Raw genomic sequence first — 20,894 nt, forward strand, 5'->3', positions numbered from 1 at the left:
GATCCACCGGGCGCGTCAGGGGAAAGGGACCGGGGGCGTCAGGGGAAAAGGACCGGGGGGCGTGACAAAGCCGGGGATCGGGACACCGTTGGCCAGCAAACACGAGCAGAACCGGGCGGAGAAGCGCGAGCGTCTCCTGAAGGCCGCGGTCGAGGCTTTCACCGAAGCCGGCTTCGACAACACCACTGTCAGTGACGTGGTTCATCGTGCCGGCATGACGCCGAGCACGTTCTACAACTACTATCGCGACAAGGACGCCCTGCGCGACGAGATGGTCGCCAACGCCGCAAGGCGCATGGTCGACGCCCTGGCCCAGATCCGTTCCGGCGGCGTCGGGGCCGAGGAATACTTCGGCATGGCGACGCGGCGCCTGCTCGAAGCCGTGGTCGCCGATCACACCACCGCGACTCTCCTTCGCCGCAACCTGTCGCTGCTTCGCACGCTGCTCGACGACAAGGCGCTGCGCCCCGTCTATGCGGCGCTGCGCAGCGACATCGACGCCGCGGCCACGCGCGGGCAGATGACGCCGATCGATGCCGACTATGCCGTCGCGGTCTTCCGCGCGGCGTCGCTGGAGCTGGCGGTGGTGCTGCTGTCGCGCTCGGCGCCCGACATCAACGGTGCCGTCGAGTTCCTTACGCGCGTGCTCGGCGCAGCCTTCCGCTTCCGCTGAGGGGGCAGGCTTACGCCGGATCGGACGGAGGCGGCTCGTTGAGCCTCAGCCAGTAATGGGCGAGGGCGCGGACGGTCTCGGTGAATTCGGCGAAATCGACGGGTTTGCGGATGTAGCTGTTGGCTCCGAGGCCGTAGCTCTCGATCACGTCGGCAGGCTCGTCTGACGAGGAAAGCACGATCACCGGGATCAGCTTGGTCAGCCGGTCGGCCCTCAGGCGGCGAAGCACCTCGAGGCCGTCCACCTTGGGCAACTTGAGATCGAGAAGGATCAGCGCGGGCATGTCGCTGGCCTTGCGATCGGCGTGGGTGCCGAGGGCGAAGAGATAGTCGAGGGCTTCCAGCCCGTCGCGCGCGACCTCGACGCGGTGGGATACGTCGCTCTTCTCGAGCGCCCGCCGCGTCAGGATGGCGTCATCCGGGTTGTCTTCGACCAGAAGAATGATGCGTTCGGCCATCGCTTGCTCTCCCTTCCCGACGCCCGCTCACGACCCGAGGGTGAAGTAGAACGTCGCTCCCTGATCCGGCACGCTTTCCGCCCAGACCTCCCCGGCGTGACGCCGGATGATCAGCTGGACGGTCGCCAGCCCGATACCCGATCCTTCGAACTCCCCGTGGCTGTGCAGGCGCTGGAACGCCCCGAACAGCTTGTCGGCGTAGACCATATCAAACCCGACGCCGTTATCGCGAACGTAGAAGGCGGTCCGGTCCCCGCTGACGGTTTTCGAGCCGAATTCGATACGCGGCTCGCGGCTGCGGGCGGTAAATTTCCAGGCGTTCGACAGCAGGTTCTCGACGACGTTGAGCAGCAGCACCGGGTCGCCGGACGCAAAGGGCGTGGCCTCGATGACGACGGCCACGTGGCGGTCGCGGCTGGTGCTCTTCAGGTCGTCGATCACCTGGCGGGCCATCGCGGAGAGGTCGACCTGCTCGCGGCGCAATTCGGCGCGGCTGACGCGCGTCAACTTGAGCAGGTCGTCGATCAGGTGCCCCATTCGCTGGGCCGCGTTGCGAAGGCGCGCCAGGTACTCGTGAGCCGGCTGTGAAAGCTCGTGGCCGTGCTCCTCGATGACGAGCTTGCTGAAGCCGTCGATGGTCCGCAGCGGCGTGCGAAGGTCGTGCGAGACCGAGTAGGCGAAGGACTCCAGCTCCTGGTTGGCCGCACGAAGCTCGGCGGTGCGCACGCCGACACGCTGCTCGAGCTCCTCGTTGAGACGGCGGATCTCCGCCTCGGCCTGGCGGTGCTCGGTGATGTCCTGCGAGAACACGAGGATGCCGACGACGCGGCCCATCGCATCGTACTCGGGAAGCTTGTCGGTGCGGGTCCAGATCGACTTGCCGCTCGGCAGCTCGGTTTCCTCGATGAGGCCGAGTTTTGGTTTTCCGCTCTGCACGATCTCGAGATCGTCGCGGTACAGCTCGTAGGCCCGCGCCGGAATGATCTCCGAGCAGGGCTTGCCCTCCATGTCGTCGACCGTGCGTCCCATCGAACTGGCGGCGGCCTCGTTGACGAGCAGGAACCGGTTCTTCGTGTCCTTGTAGCAGATCATCGCCGGCACGGAGTTGAACATCAGGCGGAACTGCTGCTTTTCGCGAAACAGGCTTTCCTCGGTGCGGCGCCGGTCGAGGCGCTCGCGCTCGAGCTCGTCGGTCAGCGAGCTGACCTTTTCCATGTAGTCGCGCCTTTCGGTGGAAAGGCGACGTCTCGCGCTGGCCAGTCCTTCGCCGCGATGCGCATAACCGCTCACGGTCGTGGCCATCGCGACGGAGACCATCAGCCCTGCCAATGCGGCAAACCACGGGATCCACGTCAGGTGCTCGGAGAGCAGGCGCGGGCCGGCAGTGACCACCATCGACCATTGGCGTCCGGCGACGTCGAAATCGGAGCTGCTGGCGGGCGGCGGCACGCCGAGAACTCTCCACAGCGTGACCAGCACCGTGTCGTCCTCGCCCTGCAGCGCCTTCTGCGAAAACACCGGTCCTCCGCCGGGCGCGCCGTCGCGAAGCTCGACGGAAACCGTCTCGCGGTCCGCCTGAGCGAACGCGAGACGAAGGATGTCCTCGAGGTCGAACAGCCCGAAGGCGTAACCGGCGAGCGTGCTGCCGCCGTCGCTGGCGACGAACACCGGCGAGACGATCGGCAGCGCCCGGTGAATGCCGTCCGCGCGGGTCACTGCCAGCGGTGCGGCAGCCGTCGCGCCGCGCCTGGTCCTTGCGGCTTCGAATGCGATGGAGAGCCCGGGAGTAGCCGAGAGGTCGGAGCCCGGCTTGAGATCGACGTCGTCGACTCGCAGGCCGGCGCCCACACCGTACTGAAGAGGCAGGTACTCGGGCGCTGCCGGCAAGGGATCCGCCGCGCGGTGCACGTGGAAATCGGGAACGCCGCCGACCCATTGCTTCTCTTCGTAAGCCTTGAGCGCTTCGACCGGCACGCGCGGAACCCAGTCCATCGCGATGAGCTGGCCGCGGTCGCGCACGAGCGAGGTGAGATAGAGACGCAGGTCGCCGCGATTGTCCGCGTGCGTGGTCTCGACGTAGGCGCCCAAGGCGTCGAGCAGCTCGATGCGTCGTCCCGTCTCGCGCTGGATCGCAGTGGCAAGCGATGCGCCGCGGTGCACGAGGTCGGCGCGCGTGCTCGCGGTTTCCTGCCCGACGCACCAGATGAATCCGGCAGCGGTCAGCACGAGGCCCGTGAAGAAGACGGCCGTGGCAAGGTGCCGCTGCACGCCGCCTTTGGGCCTTGCTGCCTCCTTCTTCGGCGCGGCGCGTGCGTCCGGGCTGGGCGCTGCTGGAGTCTGCAAAAAAGTCGACCTCACCCTTCGGACGTGCGCGAACGCCAGAGCTTAATGGGTTTCCCCACCTTGAAAAAGCCGGGGCTCACCGCTTCTGGCCGCTGGCCGCTGGCCGCACCGCGGCCGTTTCCGCCGTCGAGCCCTCGCGAGCCCGCCGTCGCGAGACCTCGGCCAGGATCTCGATGCGGCGCTTCTCGCCGGCGCCCGCCCATTCCGAGATCTCGGCGATCGTCCGCAGGCATCCTTCGCAGAGATCGCTGCCGGCACGAAGCGTGCAGATCCCGACACAAGGGCTGGCGGCCGGGTGCGGGCTCAGATCCCGTTCTCCCGGATGACGCTGCGATACCAGTGCGCGCTCAGCTTCGGCGTGCGCCGGAGGGTTTCGTAGTCGCAGCGGGTGATCCCGAAACGCTTGGCATAGCCGAATCCCCACTCGAAATTGTCCATCAGCGACCAGACCATGTACCCGCGCAGGTCGACTCCCTCGGAAATAGCCCGGTGGCACATCTCGAGGTGGCTCTGGATGTAACGCAGCCTTTCGCGGTCCTCGACCCGGCCGTCCGGGCCCGGCACTTCGTCGTCGTAACCGGCACCATTCTCGGTGACGTACAGCGCAACTCCGTAGCGGGCGTGGAACTCGCGCAGCACGGCCAGAAGCCCGGCGGGATAGATCTCCCATTCCATCGCCGTGTAGACGCCGATCGGATGGTCGGTGGCAGCGTCGAAGAACCCGTGGGCTTCGTAGCGATCCAGATGGCGTGTGTAGTAGTTCACACCGACGAAATCGATGGGCTGGCCGATGAGCGTGCGGTCCTCCTGGCGGAACGCCGGCAGCAGGTCGCCGAACTGGTCGCGCATCGCCGCAGGATAGTCGCCGAGAACGACGGGATCGACGAACCAGTAATTGTGGAATGCGCGGGCCCTGGCTGCGGCCTCCTCGTCACGAGGATCCTTGCTGGCCGCGACGTGGGCCTGGACGCTGACGGTGATGCCGATCTCCCCTTTGGGAACCAGCGAGCGGAAGCGCTCGACCGCCATGCCGTGGCCGCGCAGCGTGTGATGCCCGCCGGCCAGCGCTGCCGCCATGTCCTGGTTGCCCGGCGCGTGGATGCCCAGCACGGAGCCCACCCAGTGGAACACCCACGGCTCGTTGAACGTGATCCACTTGCCGACGCGGTCGCCGAGCGCGGAAAAAAGGGCCTGCGCGTAATCCGCGTACCATCCGGCAATCGACGGGTTGGACCAGCCGCCCTCGTCCTGCAGGGCCTGGGGAAGATCCCAGTGGTAGAGCGTCAGCATCGGAGCGATGCTGGCGTCCAGAAGCGCGTCGACCAGCCGGTCGTAGAAGTCCAGGCCGGGCTGGTTCAGCGCTCCGCGACCCTGCGGGAAGATCCTCGGCCACGAGACGCTGAACCGGTACGCCTTCAGGCCGAGCTCACGCATCAGCGCGACGTCTTCGCGCCAGCGCCGGTAGTGGTCGCACGCGACGTCGCCGTTGTCGTCTCCCGAGATGACGCCGGGCGTGTGGCTGAACGTGTGCCAGATGCTCGCTCCGGCGCCGTCGGCCAGTGGCGATCCTTCGATCTGGTAGGAAGCGGTCGCCGCGCCCCACAGGAAGCGATCGGGAAAGCGAAGGACGGGCACCGCTGTCTCCTAGAGCTGGTCGAGCACGGCTTTGCGCTTCTGTTCGTACTCGTCCTTGGTGATCAGGCCCATCTCGTAGAGTCCCTGCAGGATTTTCAGCCTCTGCTCGAACTCGTTCTCCTTGTCCGTTGCGGGACTGGAAGCGGCCGGGGACGCAGCGACGGTCGCCGGGGCTCCCGCGGCGGCGGAGCCGGAGGCGGCCGACGCCGCGTTGGCCGCTGCCGGGGAAGACACAGGCGCCGGCGCCGAAGCCGAGGCGCCGGTCGGAGCAGTCTCCGGAGAATTGGCGGTAGGCTTCTCCTCGTGCCCGTGCCCGCCCCACGGCCACATCCTCGACCAGACACTGTCCTTCTCGACCGTCTCCTTTTCGGGAAACTTACCGGTTTTGACAGCCTCGAGCATCGCTTCCCGGTTGGGGAAAGAGTACCCGGCCGCCGCGCCACGGTGGCAATGGTATTCCCCGGTGCGATGGTCGGCGTGACAGCCGTCCGCGTCCAGGGCGTCACCGGTGTGGGCAGTCGCGAAAGCCGGCAGCAAGAGCAGCAGCGCGGCCATGGTCCAGAGCGAGATTTTCCGCATGGATCGCGCTTTTAGCCCACCCGGCCCGGCCTCGCCACTTCGGCGTGTGTACGCGGGCTCCCGGACGCTGGCGCGGCTCTTCTCGCGGACTGGTCGAGGCCGCGCCGCGCGCCTTTCCTTCTCTAGCGTACTCCAGCCTGCTCCAGCGTGGCCTTGCCCGGACTTGATTGCCGTTGCAGGTGGTGCCTACCTTTGCGATCCGATGAGACGTCGCGCCCCGACCCTTTCGCGTTGCGCCTGCGCCGCAGTCGCCATTTTCGCTGTCTCGCTGGTCTCCGGCTGCTCCGTGCTCGAGCAGAAGCCCAGGCCGCCGCTCCAGATGGATGCGACGCTCAAGCCCGACGACATCGACGAGGTCGTCGTGTTGCCGGTCATCGATGCGCGCCCGGCCCGCCTCGAGCAGGTGCAGATCGCGCGCAACGTCGAGGACGCCACCGTGCGCCGCCTGCGCGAGCGCGGCTACTTCACGCTGACCGCCGATAATTTCCGCCAGAAGCCGGCAGGCCCCCTCGACCTGCACGTCGCCGGCCCGGACCAGCTCGTGCCGCTCGCCCCCGAGGATTCCAAGTACTTCATGCTCATCCAGGTCGAGCGCCTCGAGCCGGGCACCGATCCCGAAAACATGACGTACGACGCGAAAGTCGGCGGCGTGCTCGTCGACCGCTCGCAGGGCCGCGTCGTGTGGCGCGATTTCGCAACGGCCAGCAGCAGCCTGAGCGGAGTGCTGACGGTGTTCTCGCGCGGCTCGCGCCAGTACGAAGCGGCGGTCAACGCCTCGCGCGCGCTGGTCGATTCGCTTCCCGACAAGAATCCGGCGCACGTCCACCGCTGAACCGAAATCAGCGACAGGTACTCGTTCCCCGCAATTTTTTCCGCGTCCGCCGCCTGGTGCGACAGGTGCGCGCCTGTCCCGGGTTTCCCGTCAGATCGCGCGGTCGCGATCCTTCCAGTACGGATCCCTCAGCTTGCGCTTGAACAGCTTGCCGTTGGGGTCGCGCGGCATCTCGCTGACGAAGTCGAACGAGCGCGGGCACTTGTACTTGGCGAGACTCTGGCGACAGAACGCGGCAAGCTCCTCGGCCAGCGCGTCGCCCGCAGCGATGCCGGCAGCGGGCTCGATCGCGGCCTTCACTTCCTCGCCCCAGTCCTCGTGCGGGATTCCGAAGACGGCCGCGTCACCGACTTTCGGATGCGTCAGCAGCACGTTCTCGATCTCGGTCGGATAGATGTTGACGCCGCCGGCGATGATCATGTCGATCTTTCGATCGCACAGGAAAAGATAGCCGTCTTCGTCGAGGTAGCCGATGTCGCCGACAGTGAAGAACCCGTCGCGACGGTTGGCCGCGGTCTTGTCCTTGTCGCCGTGGTACTCGAAATCGGCGGTTCCGAGCGCCATGTAGACCGTGCCCGGAGAGCCTGTTGCGCAGGCCTTCCCGTCATCGTCGAGGATGCGGATTTCCGAGCCGGCCCAGGCGCGCCCGACAGTGCCGGGCTTCTTGATCCATTCGTTCGGCGTCACCAGCGTGCCGCCGCCTTCGCTCGCCGCGTAGTACTCGTAGACCACGGGCCCCCACCACTGGAGCATGCGCTTCTTGACGTCGACGGGGCACGGCGCTGCCGCATGAATCATGTGTCGCAGCGACGACGGATCGAAACGCGCCTTGACGTCCTCGGGCAATGCCAGAAGGCGGTGGAACTGGGTCGGCACCATGTGGCTCGTCGTCACGCGCCATCGTTGCATCACTTCGAGCGCCGACTCCGGCGTCCACTTGTCCATCACGACGACTGTGTGTCCGTAGTGCAGGGAGCTCGCCGTGAACATCAGCACCGCGGTGTGGTAAAGCGGGGAGCCGACCAGGTGCACGTTCTCGCCGAGCGGCTCGATGCCGAACATCGCCAGGAACATCGCGAACATCGATCCGACGATGTCGGGGTCAAAGTCGAGCAGCCGGCGGCGCACGCCTTTCGGCCTGCCGGTGGTGCCCGAAGTGTAGTTCATCACCTGGCCGGCCGAGCGTCCTTCGGGCGCGGTGTCCGCGGCTGCCGCAGTAAAGTCGGAGTACGGGACGAAGCCGGCGACGTAGCCGGAGGCGACGCGGCGGCTCGCATCGAGCCCGGCTTCGTCGGCAGCGGTCCTGGCCGCAGCGCCGTAGCGCTCGTGCGTGAAGAAGACCTTCGCTCCGCAGTCCTTCAGGATGTAGCCGACTTCGGCTGCCGTCAGGTGCTGGTTGATCGGCGTCAGGTAGATGCCCGACTGGAAGGCCGCCAGGTACAGCTCGATCATTTCGCGTCCGTTCGGGAACATCGCGGCGATCGCATCGCCGCGGGCGACGCCGAGCGCGCGCATCGCGTGGACCAGGCGGTTGGACTGGGCAGCAAGCTCGCCGGCCGTCACTGTCCCTCCTTCGGGGGTGACCAGGGCAATTCGACCGGGATTTTCGGACGCGAGCTTCCAGAAGCCGTACTCGGACATCGTGTTCTCCGTTTGGCCGGGTCTGGCCGGCCTCAGGGCCGGGCACGACGGCCGCCGCGATAATCGCGGCTGGCGCGCGGCGGCCTGGCGCGGCAATCGCGCCCGGCCCGGCATCGGGACGTGGCGCCGGACCCCATTGTCCGCGCAGCGGCGTCCGGTCAAGTCGGCCCACCGCCCAAAATCGCACTACACTGCGCGACGGTTCCCCGGTACTATCCCCTGACGGCGGCACGCGAGTGCTGCCGCCTGCGGCACGGAAAGGTGCCGCCTCGAGCGGCATCTGAGGGGACGGTGCCGAGCCGAGCGGGCGGGGTCGGGTGCCCGGCTGCCAGTCCCCGGGGAACATCCCGTCCAGCTTCCAGGAGCACCGTAGTCGATGAGAGTGCACGCGATCGCCGTCCTTACCGTCCTTCTTTGTACCTGCGCCGTGGCCGCGCAGGCGTCTGTGCCGGAGGCTCCGGATACGGTGCGCCGCGCGCGCATCGACAGTGACCACGTGAAGATCACGTGGGTCGACAACAGCGACAACGAAACCGGGTTCCAGGTGCTGCGCAAAGGGCTCGCCGACGCGAACTTCGAAGACCGCGGTACCGTCGATGCCAATACCACCGAGTTCGTCGATGACGCGCCGACCGGAACGGTCTTCATCTACGAGGTCGTCGCGTTCAACGACGACGGCACCTCGGCCGACAGCAACATCTGCTACGTCAACCGACCGCCGCCGGGCGTTCCGCTGTACTTCAACATCCGGCTGATCGCGCTCACGGTCATGCGCGTGTCGTGGTCCGACCGCAGCAACGGCGAGAAGGGATTCGAGATCCAGAGGGCCAAATTCGGCAAGCCGTTCCAGACGCTCGTGCACGTCCCGGCCAATACGACGACGTATGACGACTACACGCTGGACCCGGCCAACACGTACAGCTATCGGGTCAGGGCGCTCGGCCGGGCCGGCATCTGCTGGGACAATTCCCGTTTTACGCCGACGCGCACCGACACGACCAAGGGCGACAAGGAAATCGTCCAGGTGGAGTTGTTCGGCCACGGAAAAGGAACGGTGACTTCGAAGCCCGCCGGCATCATCTGCGGGCCCAAGGACGACCAGTGCACGGCGGAGTTCCCGCTGGCCACCGACGTCGTGCTCACGGCGAAATCCACTCCGCTGTCGCACTTTGCCGGCTGGTCCGAGTACGCCAACTGCCAGGGCCAGACGGCCCCGTGCACGGTCTACACGAGCAAGCCGCGCGTGGTCGGAGCCACCTTCCGCAAAAACAGGTAGTTACGAACCGGGGTCACGAATCGGGGCCAGGCACCATTCCGCTGGTGCCTATTCCGCTGGTGCCTGACCCCATTCCTGTGGTGCCTGACCCCATTACACCTCAGTCATAGCGCTTGGCCGCGGCCGCGGGATTGGACGGCGGCGCGGCGTGCGCGGATGTCGCTGCCTGAGACCGAGCGCATGTGCTCGCGGGCGCGCTGTGTTTCCAGTGCCAGCGCTTCTTTCATCGGCATCCGGTAGCCGTCGTCGATCAGGCGCTTGTAGGCGCGCACGACATCGCGCGGGGCGCCCTGCATGTCGCGCGCGAGCGCGCGGGCGGCAGGCATCAGCGCATCCGTCGCGACGACCCTCGATACCAGCCCCCACGCCGCCGCGTCGGCAGCCGAAAGGAAGTTGCCCGAAAGCGACAGCTCCTTGGCGCGCGAAAGCCCGACGATGCGCGAGAGTTTCTGGCTCAGACCCCAGCCCGGCAAGATGCCGACGCGGGCGTGCGTGTCGGCAAAGCGTGCATCCTCGGATGCCAGCAGCACGTCGCACGCGAGCGCCAGCTCGAAACCGCCGGTGATCGCAAAGCCGTTGATCGCGCCGATCACCGGTCCGGGAAAACTCTCGACTGCCTCGACGACGTCGGCTCCGGCCACCGCGCTCTCGCGCTCGCTTCGGCCTGCGCTGTCGGGGTCGACGCCGGAGGCCGACTCCGGCGCCGCCCCCTGAGGCTCGCTGCCCAGCTCGCGAAGATCGAGCCCCGCGCAGAACGCGCGCCCGTTTCCGGTCAGGATTGCCACGTCGACGTCTTCATCGACGGCAAGCTCGCGGAACGTTGCGACGAGCTCGCGGCGAAGCTGGCGCGACAACGAGTTCAGCTTGTCGGGACGGTTCAGCGCAACGACGGCTACGCCGGCGTCTTTCTCGACCAGAAGCACAGGATCGCTCACGAAGTCTCCTTTGCCCACCGCACGGTGACGGCGCAGCGCTTGCTCACCGCTGCGCACCGATGGCAGCGCAGCGTTTGTCCGTCAATAACGTGCGGCCGCCGCGCCGGGCTCCTTCACTGCCCAGGCGCTGCCGTCACCGGCGTGCCGCCCGACGGCGGGGGATGCAGACGCCAGATCTGGTAAGGACCGTGGCTGCGGATCTCGTTGTCATCGAGGAACAGGACGTCCTGCAGCGCGCTGCAGGTCACGTACAGCATGCCGCCGGGCCCGAAGCTGAAACCGTCCGGCCAGCGAAGGCGAGGATCGGCGACCAGCGTTTCCAGGCTTCCGTCGGGTTTGAGGCGATGAATCGCCGAATGCTCCATGTCGCCGATGTAGACGTTGCCGGCGTCGTCGGTCGTAAGACCGTCGGTCAGCGTCTTGTCGGCAAAATTCTCGACGCGCGAGGCCAGCGTCGCCGCGTCCAGCGAAGTATCGACGAGGTCGCTCGCGCGCACGCGGTACATGCGGCTGCCGGTGACGGCGCCGTAGTAGAGCCACTGCCCGTCGCGCGACAGCGCGATGGAATCGACGGCGATGCGAAGCGGGAGGATTCCTCCGGGCAGCATCATGCGCCGCGCGCCCGCCTGGATGATCCACGGCTCGGCCTGCACGGACGGATGTCCCTGGAGCACGCGACGGCTCGTCTTCGTCCTGGTGTCGTACACGATCAGCGCGGGTGTCTGCAGCACCGGGCTCGTCTCGGCGATGAAGATGTAGCGGCCTTCCGGATCGACCTGGAAGTCGTTGAGCATCGAGCCGAGACCGGCCACCGACGACGGGAATTCGTAGCGATGGACGATGCGGCCGCTTGCCGTGTCGAAGGCGAGGATCCGCGGCGTGCCGCGGCCGAATCGCGCGAAATCGAGCACCCACAGCCGGCCGAGGCGGTCGATGCGCACCGCGAGGATCGACTGGAAGTACGGAAGATCCTCGCGCGGATGCTGGAACGCTTCGTCGGGAAACGGCACGGGCTTGCCGCCGGAAAGCTCGACGACCGAATCGGAAGGATGTCCGTCGGGATGCAGCGTGAAGAAGATGCGTCCTTCGGCCGAGACCGCGATGTTGCCCGGCGGAAAATCGAGATCGGCGACTTTCTCGACCGCATCGGAGCTCAGGAGCGGCGCCTTGCTGCGGTCGGGAAGGCGCGACCCGCCGCTGCGGCTGTAGACGATGCCGCCGAGCAGCGACAGCAGGACGGCGACGACGACGCCGACGATTCGCAGCAGCGTCTTCATGCCGGTGCTCCTGCAACGTCGACGATGACCTTGCCATAGCTCTTGCGCCCCGCAAGGTCCGAGAGCGCGTGCACGACGTCCTCGAACGCGTAGGCACCGAACAGCACGGGCGCGATCTGCCCGCGCGCATGCATTTCGCAGAGCCGCTCGTACGCGTCGGCGACAAGCGGGCTGCTGCGGTCGCGGTAAGCGCCCCAGTTCAATCCGACGACCGAAATGTTCTTCAGCATGATGCGGTTGGCGGCGATCTCGGGGATGCGGCCGCCGGCAAAGCCGATCACGAGCAGGCGCCCTTCGAAAGCGATGCAGCGCGTGGATGCGTCGAAGACGTCGCCGCCGATGCTGTCATAGATCACGTCGGCGCCCTTGCCGCCGGTCAGCTCGTGCACGCGAACGGCGAAGTCTTCGTCGCGATAGTCGATCAGGTGATCGGCGCCGGCGCGGCGGCAGACTTCGAGCTTGTCGGGGCCGCCGGCGGTCGCCGCCACCGTGGCACCGAGCGCCTTGCCGATCTGGATCGCGGCGCTGCCCACTCCACCGGCGCCGTTGTGAACCAGCAGGAACTCGCCCGCAGCAAGGGCCGCGCGGCGTACCAGCGCGAACCACGAAGTCTGGTACGTGAGCAGCAGTGCGGCCGCTTCGCGGTCGGAGATCGAGTCGGGGACGCGAAAACAGGACGCGCCGGGGACGGCCACGCGTTCGGCGAGGGCTCCCCAAGGCGCTGCCGCGATCACGCGCTGGCCCGCATGGACGAGACCTGCGTCATCCGGTTCGATGACGATGCCGCAAGCTTCGATGCCTGGCGTGAAGGGAAGCGGGGCCTTGACCTGGTAGCGGCCCTGGATCGAAAGAAGATCGGCGAAATTGAGGCCCACCGTTCGCACGGACACGAGCGCGTGGTCCGGCTCGCGCGACGGCTCGGCAGCGTCCGTCTCCAGCACCATGGCCGCGGCCGGCTCTCCATACTCGTGCACTTTCCACGCTCGCATGGCCTGCTCCGTGGCGCGGGTTGTGTCCTGCGTTCAAAGCCGGCGCAAAGGGCAGGGGGACAGTCGCAAAGGGCGGTCGCTCCGGGGCCGCGCCTGCGCAGAGCGGCCCGCCGCTCACGCAGATCGGCCGTTCGACACCGCCGGCCGCTGCAGACACACCCGCAGCCGATGCCCGCGCGCGCCGTGCTGTTCGATCTCGACGGGACCCTGCTCGATTCGCTGGCCGACATCGGCGAGTCGGTCAATGCCGTGCTCGAGGAGCAGGGATTTCCGGCCCACGACCTGTCGAGCTACCGCGCTTTCGTCGGGGACGGCATGAGGTCGCTCGTCATGAGGACGCTGCCGGCGGATCGTTGTGACGAACAGACCATCGCTTCGACGCTCGAGCGCCTGCGAAGGACGTACGCATCGCGGGCCGAGCTTCGCACACGGCCGTACGACGGAATTCCCGAGCTTCTGGACGAGCTCGAGCGGCGGGGCATTCCGGTCGCGATCCTGTCGAACAAGCCCGACGACCTGACGCGGCGCCTCGCCACGTCGCTGCTCGGCCGCTGGAAGTTCCGCGTCGTGTTCGGCGAGAGGCCCGGAGTGCCGCGCAAGCCGGACCCGGCCGGCGCGATGGAGATCGCCGCACTTCTCGGCCTCGCGCCGGCACAGGTGCTGTACGTCGGCGACACGCCGACCGATCTTGCGACTGCACGCGCCGCGGGGATGCCGGCCGTCGCAGTGGCCTGGGGATTTCGTTCGCGCGCCGAGCTTGCGGCGGCCGGCGCAGACCGGATCGCCGCGGATCCGGCCGAGATCCTGCGCGCAGTGGAGAGCTCGGGCCCTCGCTGCGTCTGACGCGGCGCCGCATTGCCGTCGATCCGATCTCCGTTCGATCTCCTGTCGGTCCTCCGCTGATCTTTCCGCTGATCTTTCTGCCGTTCTTGCGGCCGGGCGGCGCCGAGTCCGGACCGTCGCTGGAAGTCGCCGGCTCAGACGCTATAGTGGCTGACTGCCGCCGGCCCGCGACCCGCGCCTTGAGGACGCGTCCGGACCCCGCGGCTGACGCAACGCATGACTGCCATTCTCGGGATCTCCGCCTACTACCACGACTCCGCTGCTGCGCTGCTGATCGATGGCAACATCGTCGCCGCGGCCCAGGAGGAGCGGTTCACGCGCAAGAAGCACGACCACCGCTTCCCGGAGCACGCGATCCGCTACTGCCTCGACCACGCCGGGATCTCGATTGCCGATCTCGACCACGTCGTCTTCTACGACAAGCCTCTGCTCAAATTCGAAAGGCTGCTGGAGACCTACCTGGCGTACGCGCCGCAGGGTTTCCCGTCGTTCATGAAGGCGATGCCACTTTGGCTGCGCCAGAAGCTCTACATCCCGCGCGAGATCCGCAAGGGACTGGGCGGCCAGTACAAGGGACGCTGCATCTTCACCGAGCACCACGAGTCGCACGCGGCCAGCGCGTTCTTCCCGTCGCCGTTCGAGGAGGCGGCGGTGATGACGCTCGACGGTGTCGGCGAGTGGGCGACTTCGAGCTGGGGCGAAGGCCGCGGCAACCGCATGCAGTTGCTCGGCGAGCTTCGTTTCCCGCATTCGCTCGGACTGCTCTACTCGGCGTTCACGTACTACTGCGGCTTCAAGGTCAATTCGGGCGAATACAAGCTGATGGGCCTGGCTCCTTACGGCGAGCCGACCTTCGCCGACAAGATCCTGGCCAACCTGGTCGACGTCAAGGAAGACGGCTCGTTCCGCATGGACATGTCGTACTTCAACTACTGCCAGGGTCTGACGATGACGTCGCCGAAGTTCGATGCGCTCTTCGGCGCACCGGCGCGTGCTGCGGAGTCTCCGCTGGACGACCGCCACATGGACATCGCGGCGTCGATCCAGAAAGTCACCGAGGAGATCATGCTGCGCATGTCGCGGCACGTGCACCGCAGGACGGGACTGAACAACCTGTGCCTGGCCGGCGGCGTCGCGCTCAACTGCGTCGGCAACGGCAAGGTGCTGCGCGAAGGCCCCTTCGAGAACATCTGGATCCAGCCTGCCGCAGGGGATGCGGGCGGAGCGCTCGGTGCCGCGCTGTACGTCTGGCACCAGCTCCTCGACAAGCCTCGCACCGTCGGCAAGAGCGACAGCCAGTACGGCAGCCTGCTCGGACCGCGCTACTCGCGCGAAGAAATCCACGCTTTCCTCGAATCCGAAGGTGCCGTCGCGCACGAGTACGCGGACGACGAGGTGCTCTGCGACGAGGTCGCCGGGCTGCTGGCCGGCGAAAACGTCGTCGGCTGGTTCCAGGGCCGCATGGAGTTTGGCCCTCGCGCTCTCGGCGGGCGCAGCATCCTCGGCGATGCGCGCAGCCGCCAGATGCAGTCGACGATGAACCTGAAGATCAAGTTCCGCGAGTCGTTCCGGCCGTTCGCACCGTCCGTGCTGGCCGAGCGCTCGAGCGACTGGTTCGGCATGCGCACGAGCGACGAGAGCCCGTACATGCTGATCGTCGCGCCGGTCAACGAGGACAAGCGTCTTGCCGTCAACGGCCAGGCCGCGGGCCTGAAGGGCATCGAGAAGCTCAAGGTGCCGCGCTCGGACGTGCCGGCGATCACGCACGTCGACTATTCGGCGCGCGTGCAGACCGTCGATGCTGCACGCCACGGCCGCTACCGGCGACTGATCGAGAAGTTCGAAGAGAAGACCGGGTGCCCGATGCTGATCAACACCAGCTTCAACGTGCGCGGCGAGCCGATTGTCTGCACTCCTTCGGACGCCTACCGCTGTTTCCTCGCGACCAACATGGACGTGCTGGTGCTCGAGAACTTCGTGCTGCTCAAGAAAGAGCAGGTGGGCGCGAAGGAGATCGACGTCGCCGCCTACCTGTCCCAGTTCCAGCTCGACTGACGGAGGATGGCGCCGTGGCGATCATGGAAATCAACTGGAACCCGACCCGCAAGGAATTGCGGCAGTTCGGCTTCCTGTGCCTCGGCTTCTTCGGGCTGATCGCGGCGGGGCGTTACCACCGCGGCGGCCTGACGACTTCCGTCGAGGTGTTTGCCGCGCTGGCTGCCGCGGGAGGAATCCTCGGCGCTGCCGCTCCGCAGCTGCTGAAGCGGGTCTACGTCGGATGGATGGTCGCGGTTTTTCCGATCGGCTGGACCGTCTCGCACCTGCTCCTCGGTTTCATTTATTTCTTCGTACTGACGCCGGTGGGCATCGTCATTCGCCTGCTCGGCCACGACCCGATGAACCGCAGCTTCGACCGAAGCGCCCAGTCCTATTGGATCATCCACGAGCAGGCCCCGGTGGCGCGCTACTTCCGCCAGTTCTGAGCGGACCCAACTTCCACAAACAGGCGAGCGATGGCTGACAACACGGCACCACGAAAGGGAGCGAGCGAGTTCGAGCGCGAAGCGGGACAAGCCCAGGTGGGATTGGCAGGCGAGTTCCTCGACTACCTTCGCCAGAACAAGAAGTGGTGGATCACACCGATCGTCGTCGTGCTGCTGCTCGTCGGCGCACTGGTGATCTTCGGCGGCAGCGCGGCCGCTCCGTTCATCTACACGCTGTTCTAGGCCGCGGCGGCCTCGCCCGTGAGCCCGTCGCGGCGCCCTGCGGCGCTCTTTGCAGCCCTGGCGGCGCTCCTCGCCGCCGGGCTCACCCTCGGCCTCGTCGAGGTCGTCCTTCGCGTCGTCGACTATCCCCCGGCAACGTTCTCTCCGTGGATCCGCAGCGACCTGTTCGGCTTTCGCCTGGCGCCGGACATCGACGTGCGCATGCGCGGCCCCGAGTACGACGTGCGCATTCAGACCAACTCCCTCGGCATGCGCGACGACGAGCCCGGACCCAAGAACAAGCCCAGGGTCATGCTGATCGGCGATTCCTTCGCGATGGGCTACGGGGTCGAGCGCGGCAAGCTATTCGCCGACCTGCTCGAGAAGGACCTCGGCATCGACGTCGAGGACATGGGCACCGGCGGCTACGAGATCGTCCAGCAGCCCCGGGTCCTCGCCGAGTACGGGCCGCGCCTTTCGCCCGACCTCGTGCTCTACGCGATGTACCTCGGCAACGACCTCTCGCAGAACGACGAGTGGGAGGAGAGGGCCGACGGCAGCCTGCACAACAAGACCCGCGAGTACCCGGTGCGCCAGCCGAACGAGTGGAAGCTCGTGCGCCTGGTCCACGACGGAATCTACGGAATCCGCAAGGGTCGCAGCGAAAAGGAAGGAGAATGGCTGCCTTACGAGGGTTACCTCGGGCTTTGCGAGAAGGATCTCGGCGCCGAGGCGATCAAGGATTACGCCGATGCCGAGGCGCTGCTGGTGCGCGTGGCCGAGCAGAGTCGCAGGCTGCGGGCACCGCTTCTCGTGCTCGAGATCCCGTACCGGTCGATGGTCGAGCCCGACGCCTACACCAGCCTGGCATCCAAGGTTCCCGGCCTGGCCGAGCGTTACGACTTGACGCAGCCGGCCCGCGAAATCGGCCAGCGGATGACGAAGGACGGCATCGAGCACGTCGACGTCACGCCGAACCTCGTCGAGGAGTTCAAGCGCAGCGCCAAACCGCTGTTCTACCCGATCGACGGCCACCTTACGGAAGCCGGTCACGCCGCCGTGGCCCGCTTCCTCGAGCCCTACGTGCGCGACCACCTGCGCCCCGACGCCGACCGTCACTTGTAAATCGGCCGCGAGGGTGGAACCGTCCCGTCCCCCGCGGAAAATGCGGATTGGGAATGGGGTCAGGCACCAGCGGAATGGGGTCAGGCACCAGCGGAATAGGACAGGCTCAAGCGGCCGGGGTGCCGATGCGCAGTATTCCGCTGGTGCCTGACCCCATTCATTGACCCAGCGTCGAGTGGGCGAGAGTGGCGGAACTGGCAGACGCACTGGACTTAGGATCCAGCCCGTTTCGGCGGATGGGGGTTCGAGTCCCCCCTCTCGCACTCCGCGACGCGACAGAAAGTAATCCGGTGACAAACCGGCCAGTTGAACGAAGAACGTCAGAGGAAGCTTGATCTAGAAATGTCCGACATTCAGTCCACCATCGAAGAGACGGGACCCATCGCCAGGACGATGAAGGTCTCGGTGTCGCCCGATCACGTGCGGGGCTGTTTCGACAAGGCCTACCGCCAGCTCCAGGGACGCGCCCACCTTAAGGGCTTCCGCAAGGGCAAGGCCCCAAGGCCCATGCTCGAAAAAGTCTACGGCCCCGAGGTCGAACGCGACGTGCTGAGCGAGCTGATCGAGGAGGGCTGCGCGCACTCGATCCGCGAGCACAAGCTCGACGTCGTCACGGCTCCGCGCCTGGTAAAGCATGAGTACCCCGGCGAGGGAGCCGGGCTGTCGTTCGAGGCTGCAGTCGACGTGCGGCCGGACGTCAAGCTGGGGCAGTTCAAAGGACTGGAAGTCGACAAGCTCGTCGCCAAGGTCGAGGACTCCCACGTGGAGGCTTCGCTGGAGGCACTGAGAAACCGCATGGCCGTGCTGCGCGTCGAAGAAGAAAGGGACACCGTCGAGCAGGGCAACGTCGTCGTGTTCTCGATGTTCGGATTCGAAGGCGACACCGCGGTGCCCGGCACTGCGGGCGAAGGGCTGGTGCTCGAAGTCGGCTCGGGCCGCTTTCCCGAGGAGTTCGAGAAGCAGCTCGTCGGCATCCGGCGCGGGGAGCGCTCGCCGGTTACGGTGTCGTTCTCCGACACGCACGGCGACGAGAACGTGCGCGGCAAGACGATCCGCTTCGAGGTCACTGTGACCGAGATCAAGGTCAAGGTGCTTCCGCCGCTGGACGACAGCCTGGCTGCGGAGGCCGGTATCGAGGGCATCGAGACGCTCGACGCCCTTCGCGGCAGGATCCGCACCGACCTGGCCGAACGGGCCCGCCGCGAGGCCGACCGCCGCGTGCAGAACACGCTGATCGGCAAGCTCGTCGAGGCCTACGAGTTCGAGGTTCCCTCCGCCCTGCTGCACGAGACCATCCACGGCTACATGCACGAGATGGAGGCCAACGTGGAGCACGACAGCGAGGAGTCGAAGAAGCTGCACGAAGCTCTCGCGCCGCGCGCCCGCGCCGAGCTCAGGGCCGGCTTCATCCTGGATGCGATCGCCCAGGCCGAGAACATCGACGTCAGCCGCGAGGACCTGCAGGAGAGGGTCCGGATGCACCTGGCGTCGGCGGGACGCCGCGTCGAGGAGGTGCGTCGTCACTACTCCCAACCCGCCGCCATCGTCGAGCTTCGTCGCAGCATGCTGCGCGAGAGAGCGGCGCAGTGCGTCTTCGAAAACGCCGCTGTGCAGGAGCGCGAGGTGGAGGAAAGCAAAGTTGCCGCGAGTGGATGAACCCAATAGACTCGGCTTCAGCCCGGAGCCGCCCTACACAGAGGTGAGAATGAATCTGGTACCCATGGTCGTAGAGACGACCGGTCGCGGCGAGCGGGCTTACGACATTTATTCCCGGCTCCTCAAGGAACGCATCGTGTTCCTGTCGTCCGACGTCAATGACATCTCCGCTTCGCTCGTCACTGCACAGCTCCTGTTCCTGGAGTCGGAAGATCCCGACAAGGATATTTACCTGTACCTGAACTCCCCGGGGGGGTCTGTGACGGCCGGCATGGCCATCTATGACACGATGCAGTACATCCGGCCGCCGGTTTCGACGCTCTGCATCGGACAGGCCGCCAGCATGGGGGCCATCCTCCTGGCGGCGGGAGCGACCGGAAAGCGCTATGCTTTGCCGCACGCGCGCATCATGATTCATCAGCCGATGGGCGGCGCGCAGGGACAGGCAAGTGACATCGCCATCCAGGCCAAGGAGATCCTGAGAGTACGCGAGGAGCTCAACGCGATCCTCGCAAAACACACGGGCCAATCACTCGAGGTGATTGAAAAGGAAACGGACAGGGACCGGTTCATGACAGGGATGGAAGCGAAGGAGTTCGGGATCATCGATCAGGTGATCACGTCCCGGCCCGGCGCAACCTAGACCCAGGGGGACTGCTGGAGCCGACCATGCGGAAACAGGGAGACGACAAGACCAAGGACCTCGTGTGCTCCTTCTGCGGCAAGGGGCAGGAGGAAGTTCGCAAGCTGATCGCAGGGCCGACGGTTTACATCTGCGACGAGTGCATCGATCTCTGCAACGACATCATTGCGGAGGAGTGCGACCAGGAAGAATCGATCAGCGCCGTCTCGTCGGTTCCGAAGCCGGCCGACATCAAGAAGGTGCTCGACCAGTACGTCGTGGGCCAGGAGAAGGCCAAGAAGGTTCTCGCGGTCGCGGTCCACAATCACTACAAGCGCATCGACAGCTCGATGGTCACCGGAGACGTCGAGCTGCAGAAGTCGAACATCCTGCTGATCGGTCCGACCGGCTCGGGAAAGACCCTGCTCGCACAGACGCTCGCGCGCTTCCTGCAGGTGCCGTTCGCGATCGCCGACGCCACGAGCCTCACCGAGGCCGGCTACGTCGGCGAGGACGTCGAGAACATCATCCTCAGCCTGTTGCAGAACGCCGATTACGACGTCGAGAAGTGCCAGCGCGGCATCGTCTACATCGACGAGATCGACAAGATCGCGCGCAAGGGCGACAACCCGTCGATCACGCGCGACGTATCGGGCGAAGGCGTCCAGCAGGCGCTGCTCAAGATCATCGAAGGCACCACCGCCAGCGTTCCTCCCAAGGGTGGGCGCAAGCACCCCCAGCAGGAATTCCTGCAGGTGGACACGACCAACATCCTGTTCATCTGCGGCGGCGCCTTCGTCGGCCTCGACGACATCATCCGGCGGCGCATCGGCATGAAGGGCATGGGCTTCGGCGCCGACATCCGCGCCAAGAAAGAGAAGGAAACCACCTCGGTTCTGGTCGACGTGCAGACCGAGGACCTGCTCAAATTCGGCCTGATTCCCGAGTTTGTCGGCCGAGTCCCGGTGATTGCCGCGCTGCGCGACCTTGACGAAGAGTCACTCGTGCGCATTTTGAAGGAGCCGAAGAACGCCCTGACCAAGCAGTACTCGAAATTGTTCGAGATGGAGAGCGTGCGGCTGAAGTTCACGGAGGGGGCACTCAGGGCCATCGCGAGGGAAGCCTTCCGCCGCAAAAGCGGCGCGCGCGGCCTCAGGGCCATCATGGAGGAGATCATGCTGGACGTGATGTACGACATCCCGTCCCAGGCCGAGATCGAAGAAGTCGTGATCTCCGAGGAAGTCGTCGAGCGAAAAGAGAGCCCGATCGTCGTCTATACCAGTGCGACGAGGGCCAGCTAGGGCCT

20 protein-coding genes and 1 tRNA gene are annotated in these 20,894 nt (G+C 66.4%); 12 read left to right on the top strand and 9 right to left on the bottom strand.

What is annotated here, in order from left to right; genetic code table 11:
• Positions 1 to 88: 88 nt before the first annotated feature.
• Entirely contained in the window at positions 89 to 673 is a 585-nt protein-coding gene (locus VGK20_04840; GenBank protein HEY2773363.1) for a TetR/AcrR family transcriptional regulator, read from the top strand.
• A 10-nt stretch (positions 674 to 683) separates the two neighbouring features.
• On the opposite strand, the gene VGK20_04845 is transcribed toward VGK20_04840, so the two are convergent.
• The 5 genes from VGK20_04845 to VGK20_04865 all read right to left on the bottom strand — a co-directional run bounded on the left by VGK20_04845 (position 684) and on the right by VGK20_04865 (position 5,687).
• Positions 684 to 1,130, bottom strand: coding sequence for a response regulator (locus VGK20_04845; protein HEY2773364.1), 447 nt, complete (start codon positions 1,128 to 1,130; stop codon positions 684 to 686).
• 27 nt (positions 1,131 to 1,157) lie between these two features.
• Positions 1,158 to 3,473 (bottom strand): ATP-binding protein, encoded by a 2,316-nt coding sequence (locus VGK20_04850; GenBank protein HEY2773365.1) that lies wholly within the window; start codon positions 3,471 to 3,473, stop codon positions 1,158 to 1,160.
• 76 nt (positions 3,474 to 3,549) lie between these two features.
• Positions 3,550 to 3,891, bottom strand: a complete 342-nt coding sequence (locus VGK20_04855) for a DUF1289 domain-containing protein (protein HEY2773366.1) — start codon at positions 3,889 to 3,891, stop codon at positions 3,550 to 3,552.
• Positions 3,777 to 5,108, bottom strand: coding sequence for a GH1 family beta-glucosidase (locus tag VGK20_04860; protein HEY2773367.1), 1,332 nt, complete (start codon positions 5,106 to 5,108; stop codon positions 3,777 to 3,779). Before VGK20_04860 ends, VGK20_04855 begins: the two co-directional genes overlap by 115 nt.
• Positions 5,109 to 5,117: 9 nt before the next feature.
• A complete protein-coding gene (locus VGK20_04865; protein ID HEY2773368.1) occupies positions 5,118 to 5,687 on the bottom strand; it encodes an SHOCT domain-containing protein in 570 nt (189 codons plus the stop codon).
• 202 nt (positions 5,688 to 5,889) lie between these two features.
• Here VGK20_04865 and VGK20_04870 point away from each other — a divergent pair, with 202 nt between their 5' ends.
• A complete protein-coding gene (locus VGK20_04870; protein ID HEY2773369.1) occupies positions 5,890 to 6,519 on the top strand; it encodes a hypothetical protein in 630 nt (209 codons plus the stop codon).
• 90 nt (positions 6,520 to 6,609) lie between these two features.
• On the opposite strand, the gene VGK20_04875 is transcribed toward VGK20_04870, so the two are convergent.
• A complete protein-coding gene (locus VGK20_04875) occupies positions 6,610 to 8,160 on the bottom strand; it encodes an acyl-CoA synthetase (protein HEY2773370.1) in 1,551 nt (516 codons plus the stop codon).
• 376 nt (positions 8,161 to 8,536) lie between these two features.
• On the opposite strand from VGK20_04875, the gene VGK20_04880 reads away from it, so the two are divergent.
• Entirely contained in the window at positions 8,537 to 9,436 is a 900-nt protein-coding gene (locus tag VGK20_04880; protein HEY2773371.1) for a fibronectin type III domain-containing protein, read from the top strand.
• A gap of 104 nt (positions 9,437 to 9,540) precedes the next feature.
• Here the strand turns inward: VGK20_04880 and VGK20_04885 are convergent, their stop codons facing one another.
• From VGK20_04885 to VGK20_04895, 3 genes are all read right to left on the bottom strand, one after another.
• Positions 9,541 to 10,371: an enoyl-CoA hydratase gene (locus VGK20_04885; protein HEY2773372.1), complete on the bottom strand. Its 831-nt coding sequence runs from the start codon at positions 10,369 to 10,371 to the stop codon at positions 9,541 to 9,543.
• Positions 10,372 to 10,484: 113 nt separating this feature from the next.
• Entirely contained in the window at positions 10,485 to 11,648 is a 1,164-nt protein-coding gene (locus VGK20_04890) for an L-dopachrome tautomerase-related protein (protein HEY2773373.1), read from the bottom strand.
• Complete coding sequence (locus tag VGK20_04895) at positions 11,645 to 12,637, bottom strand: NADPH:quinone oxidoreductase family protein (GenBank protein HEY2773374.1); 993 nt, start codon at positions 12,635 to 12,637, stop codon at positions 11,645 to 11,647. Before VGK20_04895 ends, VGK20_04890 begins: the two co-directional genes overlap by 4 nt.
• A 168-nt stretch (positions 12,638 to 12,805) precedes the next feature.
• Here VGK20_04895 and VGK20_04900 point away from each other — a divergent pair, with 168 nt between their 5' ends.
• The 9 genes from VGK20_04900 to clpX all read left to right on the top strand — a co-directional run bounded on the left by VGK20_04900 (position 12,806) and on the right by clpX (position 20,889).
• The gene (locus tag VGK20_04900; GenBank protein HEY2773375.1) at positions 12,806 to 13,480 is read left to right on the top strand and encodes an HAD family hydrolase; all 675 of its coding nucleotides are present in this window, start codon (positions 12,806 to 12,808) and stop codon (positions 13,478 to 13,480) included.
• Between the two features lie 216 nt (positions 13,481 to 13,696).
• Entirely contained in the window at positions 13,697 to 15,535 is a 1,839-nt protein-coding gene (locus VGK20_04905; protein ID HEY2773376.1) for a carbamoyltransferase, read from the top strand.
• 23 nt (positions 15,536 to 15,558) lie between these two features.
• Positions 15,559 to 15,963, top strand: coding sequence for an SxtJ family membrane protein (locus VGK20_04910; GenBank protein ID HEY2773377.1), 405 nt, complete (start codon positions 15,559 to 15,561; stop codon positions 15,961 to 15,963).
• A gap of 30 nt (positions 15,964 to 15,993) precedes the next feature.
• Complete coding sequence (locus tag VGK20_04915; protein ID HEY2773378.1) at positions 15,994 to 16,206, top strand: DUF5989 family protein; 213 nt, start codon at positions 15,994 to 15,996, stop codon at positions 16,204 to 16,206.
• 18 nt (positions 16,207 to 16,224) lie between these two features.
• Positions 16,225 to 17,310, top strand: a complete 1,086-nt coding sequence (locus tag VGK20_04920; GenBank protein ID HEY2773379.1) for an SGNH/GDSL hydrolase family protein — start codon at positions 16,225 to 16,227, stop codon at positions 17,308 to 17,310.
• Between the two features lie 179 nt (positions 17,311 to 17,489).
• Positions 17,490 to 17,573, top strand: a tRNA-Leu gene (locus tag VGK20_04925).
• Between the two features lie 79 nt (positions 17,574 to 17,652).
• Positions 17,653 to 18,966 carry a trigger factor gene (gene tig, locus VGK20_04930; GenBank protein ID HEY2773380.1) on the top strand — a complete coding sequence of 438 codons (1,314 nt, stop codon included), beginning with the start codon at positions 17,653 to 17,655 and terminating at the stop codon, positions 18,964 to 18,966.
• A gap of 49 nt (positions 18,967 to 19,015) precedes the next feature.
• Entirely contained in the window at positions 19,016 to 19,609 is a 594-nt protein-coding gene (gene clpP / locus VGK20_04935) for an ATP-dependent Clp endopeptidase proteolytic subunit ClpP (GenBank protein HEY2773381.1), read from the top strand.
• Between the two features lie 26 nt (positions 19,610 to 19,635).
• On the top strand, positions 19,636 to 20,889 hold the full coding sequence (gene clpX / locus VGK20_04940) for an ATP-dependent Clp protease ATP-binding subunit ClpX (GenBank protein HEY2773382.1): 1,254 nt from the start codon (positions 19,636 to 19,638) through the stop codon (positions 20,887 to 20,889).
• Positions 20,890 to 20,894 lie beyond the last annotated feature (5 nt).

The organism is Candidatus Binatia bacterium, assembly GCA_036493895.1.
Lineage (GTDB): Bacteria > Desulfobacterota > Binatia > UBA1149 > CAITLU01 > DATNBU01.

Coding starts and splice junctions, on each gene's coding strand:
- VGK20_04915 (HEY2773378.1), top strand. CDS start 15,994: ATGGCTGACAACACGGCACCACGAAAGGGAGCGAGCGAGTTCGAGCGC.
- VGK20_04910 (HEY2773377.1), top strand. CDS start 15,559: ATGGAAATCAACTGGAACCCGACCCGCAAGGAATTGCGGCAGTTCGGC.
- clpP (HEY2773381.1), top strand. CDS start 19,016: ATGAATCTGGTACCCATGGTCGTAGAGACGACCGGTCGCGGCGAGCGG.
- tig (HEY2773380.1), top strand. CDS start 17,653: ATGTCCGACATTCAGTCCACCATCGAAGAGACGGGACCCATCGCCAGG.
- VGK20_04900 (HEY2773375.1), top strand. CDS start 12,806: ATGCCCGCGCGCGCCGTGCTGTTCGATCTCGACGGGACCCTGCTCGAT.
- clpX (HEY2773382.1), top strand. CDS start 19,636: ATGCGGAAACAGGGAGACGACAAGACCAAGGACCTCGTGTGCTCCTTC.
- VGK20_04875 (HEY2773370.1), bottom strand. CDS start 8,160: ATGTCCGAGTACGGCTTCTGGAAGCTCGCGTCCGAAAATCCCGGTCGA.
- VGK20_04905 (HEY2773376.1), top strand. CDS start 13,697: ATGACTGCCATTCTCGGGATCTCCGCCTACTACCACGACTCCGCTGCT.
- VGK20_04870 (HEY2773369.1), top strand. CDS start 5,890: ATGAGACGTCGCGCCCCGACCCTTTCGCGTTGCGCCTGCGCCGCAGTC.
- VGK20_04890 (HEY2773373.1), bottom strand. CDS start 11,648: ATGAAGACGCTGCTGCGAATCGTCGGCGTCGTCGTCGCCGTCCTGCTG.
- VGK20_04895 (HEY2773374.1), bottom strand. CDS start 12,637: ATGCGAGCGTGGAAAGTGCACGAGTATGGAGAGCCGGCCGCGGCCATG.
- VGK20_04880 (HEY2773371.1), top strand. CDS start 8,537: ATGAGAGTGCACGCGATCGCCGTCCTTACCGTCCTTCTTTGTACCTGC.
- VGK20_04865 (HEY2773368.1), bottom strand. CDS start 5,687: ATGCGGAAAATCTCGCTCTGGACCATGGCCGCGCTGCTGCTCTTGCTG.
- VGK20_04845 (HEY2773364.1), bottom strand. CDS start 1,130: ATGGCCGAACGCATCATTCTTCTGGTCGAAGACAACCCGGATGACGCC.